Raw genomic sequence first — 4,927 nt, 5'->3', positions numbered from 1 at the left:
TTAGAGTATATTTCTAGGCAAGTTAAACAAATTTACTTGGCGACTTAAATTCGCCGAGGATAAAATGAGCTATCAAATGAAAAAGTACGAAGACCTGGACATTACCGACAACTTTATGTTTGCCAAGGTCTTCAGCAACGAGGATGTGGCCAAGGATTTTCTGCAGGACATCCTGAAAATTTCCATCGACAAGATTTCCGTGGTCGCCGAAGCCACGACCCAGGAAGATCCCTTCCACAAGAGCGTCCGCTTCGATGTGCTCGTGAAGGAGGAATTGCCCAACTCAGGCCGCTATTTCGATATTGAGTATCGTGCAAACGAGTGCCGCGACAAAATGCTTGCATTTTGGCATGGCCGAGTGCAGCCGATGACGCCGTAGGCGTCAATTGCAGATGGAAGATACTGGCGAACTGCCCAAGCGCGCCCGCTACTACCAGGGAATGTGCGACCTGGATGTCCTCGCCAAGGGCGTAAGCTACGACGAACTCCGGGAACAGTACATCCTGTTCATCTGCCCGGACGACATCTTCGGCAAGGACAAGCCCGTTTACAGGTTCCAGAATCGCGAAGAAAGCGACCCGAGCATCCTGATGGGCGACCTCTGTTACAAGAATTTTTATATCTTTAAGAAGTATCGCGAAATCAAGGACAACTCCATTCGCGAATACATGCAGTACTTTGCCACGCAGAAGTACGGATCCGCAAAGATGAAGCGCATCCACGATCTCGTGGAACAGTACCGCAAGGACCCCATCACGAAGAAGGCTTACATGACCCTGGAACAGGAACTCAACATTCGGTACAAGAAAGGTCTTGCCGAGGGGCGCAATGAAGGACGTGCCGAAGCCAACAAGGAACTCGCCAAGGCCTTGCGCGATCAAGGGAAACTTACTTTGGAAGAAATAGCCTCAGTTTCTGGCCTTACTCCCGAAGAAATCCAGGCGCTGTAAAAAGCGGTTTTTGGCCTTCTTGAAGGACGTTCAATCTTTACAAAAATCTTACGGGCAATTATATTTGTACTGAATCAATAATGCTTGTAGAGGGCCGGATTCCGCGCCCTTTTTGATTTTAAGGAGAAAATAAATCATGATGCGTAATGGCATTAACTCTTATTTGACCTCGCTGGTCATGGTACTGGCGCTGTTGTTCTCGGCAAATGCCTTTGCTGCTGAAACAGTACAATCAACTATCGAGATAGATAACAATCAATATGCTTTATACACAGGGTTTACGGCAACTGCGGGATCAGAGGCTCCTAGCGGTTATGTGCTTCAGAATATGGTTGATGGCGATTTGACAACTGGGTGGAATACTGCACCGAGTGTGAGTGAAGATTATGCTTCAAGAGGTTATGCATATTTTGAGTTCTCGTCAGATGTTCCTATTGTTTTAAAAGGATATGTACTGAACTCACATAGGGCAAGCGGTTATCACCCAACAGATAGAAGGTTGTACGCAAAGGCTAACGAAGATGACGAGTATGCGTTAGTTTCTTCTTATACAAATGAAGATTATTCAGGAACACAGAACTCGTTTCCTATTGCTAATGAAGATAATAAACCATATAGATATTTCCGCTTTGAGGGTACGAATAGCGTTCAACATGTTTGGTTACATGAAATTCGATTGTATGGTGGACGTGAATTAACTTATGTTTTCATGCCAAAAAAGAGTGCAACCTGTACTGCAACTGGAATTAAACAGGCATGCTATCTGAGAAGCGACGGAAAGTATTTTACTGACGAAACTGGTGCTGCTGATTTGTCAAAAGAAGATGTAATTGAGCCTCTTAAACCTCATAATATTATCCATCATGAAGAAGATGATGTTTATTATGAGCGTTGGCAATGTTCTGTATGTGGAAAGTTCTTTAAAAATGCTGAAGGAACGGAAGAAATTTCCGATATGGTATTGTTTACTAAATATAGACGTGTTGCTGTAGCTTCAGAATACAGAACATTAATTCAAATAATGAGTTCGCTTCGTAATGATTTGTCTGATCAAATCACTGGCGATATTGTCTCTTTTGTAGTTGCCGAAAAATATATTGATGTAAATTCAATTAAAGTAAGTGACGGTGTAAATGATTATCCAATCACTTCTGAAGGAAATGGCTATTATTCGTTTACTGTTCCAGCGGCAAATGTAACGATTTCAGCAGAAAAAAAGCCCAAATACGAGGATGTTGTATTTTTTGATTTGGAAAGGGACGTAGATGGGAAGCATGTTGTGACAGATGTTTTTCATTCTGGATTAAGTACAGTAAAACTCAATTCGAGTATAGACTATAGAATTGATGATGGAACAAGCGGTTTTTATGTCGAATCACTTCAAAATATGGATGCTCCGTTTACCAATGTTGAGGGTAGATTTATAGGTCTTACCACTCGCTTTTCTGTACCAAAGACTGGTTGGTATGATATTTCGTTCAACGATGCTGGTGATGATAAATGGAATCTGTCTATCACAGCAACAACAAGAAAACCTCAGATAGAAACAATTTCTGATCAGGTTTATACAGGCGAAGACATTATGCCCAAACCTGTGGTGACATTAGATCTTTATGATTTAACAGAAGGATCCGACTACGAATATTCATATTCCAACAATATAAATGTTGGCTCTTCTGCAACTGTTACGGTTACATTCAAGGGTGATTATGCGGAGTTCGGTTCTGTTTCAAAATCCTTTAATATCACGAAGGCTACGCCTACAGTTGAACCTCCGACTTCTGCCAATCCGAAGTACGCTGGTGCATGCGTCGCACTTGTCACCGCCGGATCTACGAACTTTGGAACGATGCTTTACAGTTTAGATGATGATGATGATTACTCGGAAAATATTCCTTGTGCGGATAAAGGCGGCGATTATACGGTTTACTATAAGGTCGAGGAAAGCGATAACTGGTCTGGTGCCGCAGGGAGTGTTGAAATTCAGGTGCCGGTTCGTGTTGATGTGACCGTGGTTGGCGACGGTTCTGTAAGTGGCTACGATCCCGACGAATTCTACCCTGTTGGTACAGTACTTACCCTTACCGCGGAGCCTGCAGACGGATACAAGTTCCTTAGCTGGAACAGTGATGTCGATGTTCCTGCAACATTTGAATACACGGTTGATGCAGAACAGAATAGCCTAGAAGCGACTTTCAGCAATCGCTATATTGCCTACACAACCAGCGACGGTGATACTGCTTTGCCTCAGCTTTCATCTATGTATGATATTAAGAAAAATAAGTGCGAGGACGGTCTGTGTGTCATGTTTTTGGGCGATGGTGTTACAGAACTAGAAAGTGGCGCATTTCATGGTAATAAACGCTTGACTAGTATTGAAATCCCGAGCAGTATTGAAACTATTGGGCATTTCGCTTTTGCAGAAACTCCTTTGATCCGTGTGGATATGAAGTCAAAAGTGCCCCCTCAATTGGGGGAATGGATGACTTTCTACAGCGTTCCTGATGAATATTTGATTCACGTGCCTCATGGTTCAGCCGACGCCTACAGGTTTGCCGATGGCTGGAAGGATTACAAGGACCACATTGTTGATCACGACGCATCTATGCTGGTCTGGACCGATGATGCTGTAGTACCCACATGCTCTGAAACAGGTTGGGAAGCAGGCTATATCTGCAATGAGTGCCACAAGCGCTTTGCCGATGTGGATGGCCATGTTGAAATGTCCCCGGTGGCCGCCCTTGGCGCAACATACGGTGCAGTTTGTATATACAATGACGATAGCAAGGCAATTATCGACGGAAACTCCGAAACCTCCGTACTGCTCCCTTGGAGTATCGATGTGGACGCAATTGAGCTGAATAGGACCTTTGCCGCTGGCACAATCTCCACCATTACGCTGCCTTTTAGCATGTATGTGGAAAATGTGGAGGGCGCTGTATTCTACAGATTTAAGTATGTTTCTTCGGATGACTGGACTGTTCACGTGGGTTCCGTTCGTGACGAACTGATCGCAAACACCCCGTACCTAGTGAAAACTACTGGCGAGACCATCTCCTTTAAGACTGGGGCTACCTTGGAACGTACATTGGATGCCTCTCCCACGGACCAGGGCCAGGATGAGGGTGATGGCTGGGAACTTCGCGGAACCTATGGAAAAATGGTCTGGAAGGAAGGTCATCCGGATCTTGGGTATGTTTATGGTTTTGCTGCCGAGAATGTTGCCGATGTCCATATTGGCGAATTTGTGAAAGCTACCGCTGGTGCAAATCTGCCGCCTATGCGAGCCTACCTCTATTACAATCCTGTCGCAACTCCGGCACCTTCTCCGAAACCGTCCTTCCGTGGCATGGCTCCCATGGCTCGTTCGACTTCCAGTATCGAGACCCCGAATTACTTGGATGTGGTCGTGGATGACGATGAGGGCGGAACTCTGTATATCGGTAAACTCAATACCCGCACCGGCGAGTTCAACGCCGCGGGAGAGCGCTGGTTCGACATGAAGGGCCGTAAACTCAACGGCAAACCCAGCGTTAAGGGCTCCTTCTTCAATAACAAGAGCAAGGTTATCGTAAAATGAAAAGGCCTGAACCGAAGAAACTGTATTGCAAACCCCAGGTAAAAGTAATCAAGCTGAAACACCGTGCGAACCTGCTGCAAAACAGCGGTTTTGAAAATGACGGTCCCAAGGGTTATGGCGGCAAATTTCAGTAATAGGAGTAGAAATGAAAAAGCAAGAGCAGAAGAAACAGTACAAAAAGCCCCAGGTGAAGGTGATCAAGCTGAAGCACCGTTCAAACTTGCTGCAGAGCAGCCTTCCCGACAGAATGGGTGTTGTCGTTGACGATTAGTTTGTTTTTACGATTTCGCCTTGAAGTATAAAACGAAAGTCCTTCCGACCAAAATCGGAGGGACTTTTTTGTGCGGATTTTAGGGTAGGTGCTTGACAAAGGTTCTGCGGAAAACTATATTAAGTA

The 4,927-nt window shown here is 44.9% G+C and carries 5 protein-coding genes; all 5 read left to right on the top strand.

Going from position 1 to position 4,927, the window contains the following annotated elements; all coding sequences use genetic code 11:
* Window positions 1-76: 76 nt before the first annotated feature.
* The 5 genes from B7992_RS15980 (at window position 77) to B7992_RS17265 (ending at window position 4,801) form a co-directional block, all read left to right on the top strand.
* Complete coding sequence (locus tag B7992_RS15980) at window positions 77-379, top strand: hypothetical protein (protein WP_088666789.1); 303 nt, start codon at window positions 77-79, stop codon at window positions 377-379.
* Between the two features lie 13 nt (window positions 380-392).
* On the top strand, window positions 393-950 hold the full coding sequence (locus tag B7992_RS15975) for a hypothetical protein (protein WP_088666788.1): 558 nt from the start codon (window positions 393-395) through the stop codon (window positions 948-950).
* A gap of 1,387 nt (window positions 951-2,337) precedes the next feature.
* Complete coding sequence (locus B7992_RS15970) at window positions 2,338-4,530, top strand: leucine-rich repeat protein (RefSeq protein WP_088666787.1); 2,193 nt, start codon at window positions 2,338-2,340, stop codon at window positions 4,528-4,530.
* Complete coding sequence (locus B7992_RS16845; RefSeq protein ID WP_158278287.1) at window positions 4,527-4,664, top strand: hypothetical protein; 138 nt, start codon at window positions 4,527-4,529, stop codon at window positions 4,662-4,664. The genes B7992_RS15970 and B7992_RS16845 overlap by 4 nt, the downstream gene beginning before the upstream one ends.
* Window positions 4,665-4,675: 11 nt before the next feature.
* Window positions 4,676-4,801, top strand: a complete 126-nt coding sequence (locus tag B7992_RS17265) for a hypothetical protein (protein WP_254917750.1) — start codon at window positions 4,676-4,678, stop codon at window positions 4,799-4,801.
* Window positions 4,802-4,927: the final 126 nt, after the last annotated feature.

The organism is Fibrobacter sp. UWH1 (genome assembly GCF_002210365.1).
Taxonomy (GTDB): Bacteria; Fibrobacterota; Fibrobacteria; order Fibrobacterales; family Fibrobacteraceae; genus Fibrobacter.
The sequence above is the reverse complement of the archived record's forward strand: the minus strand, read 5'-3'. Positions and strand labels throughout refer to the sequence as shown.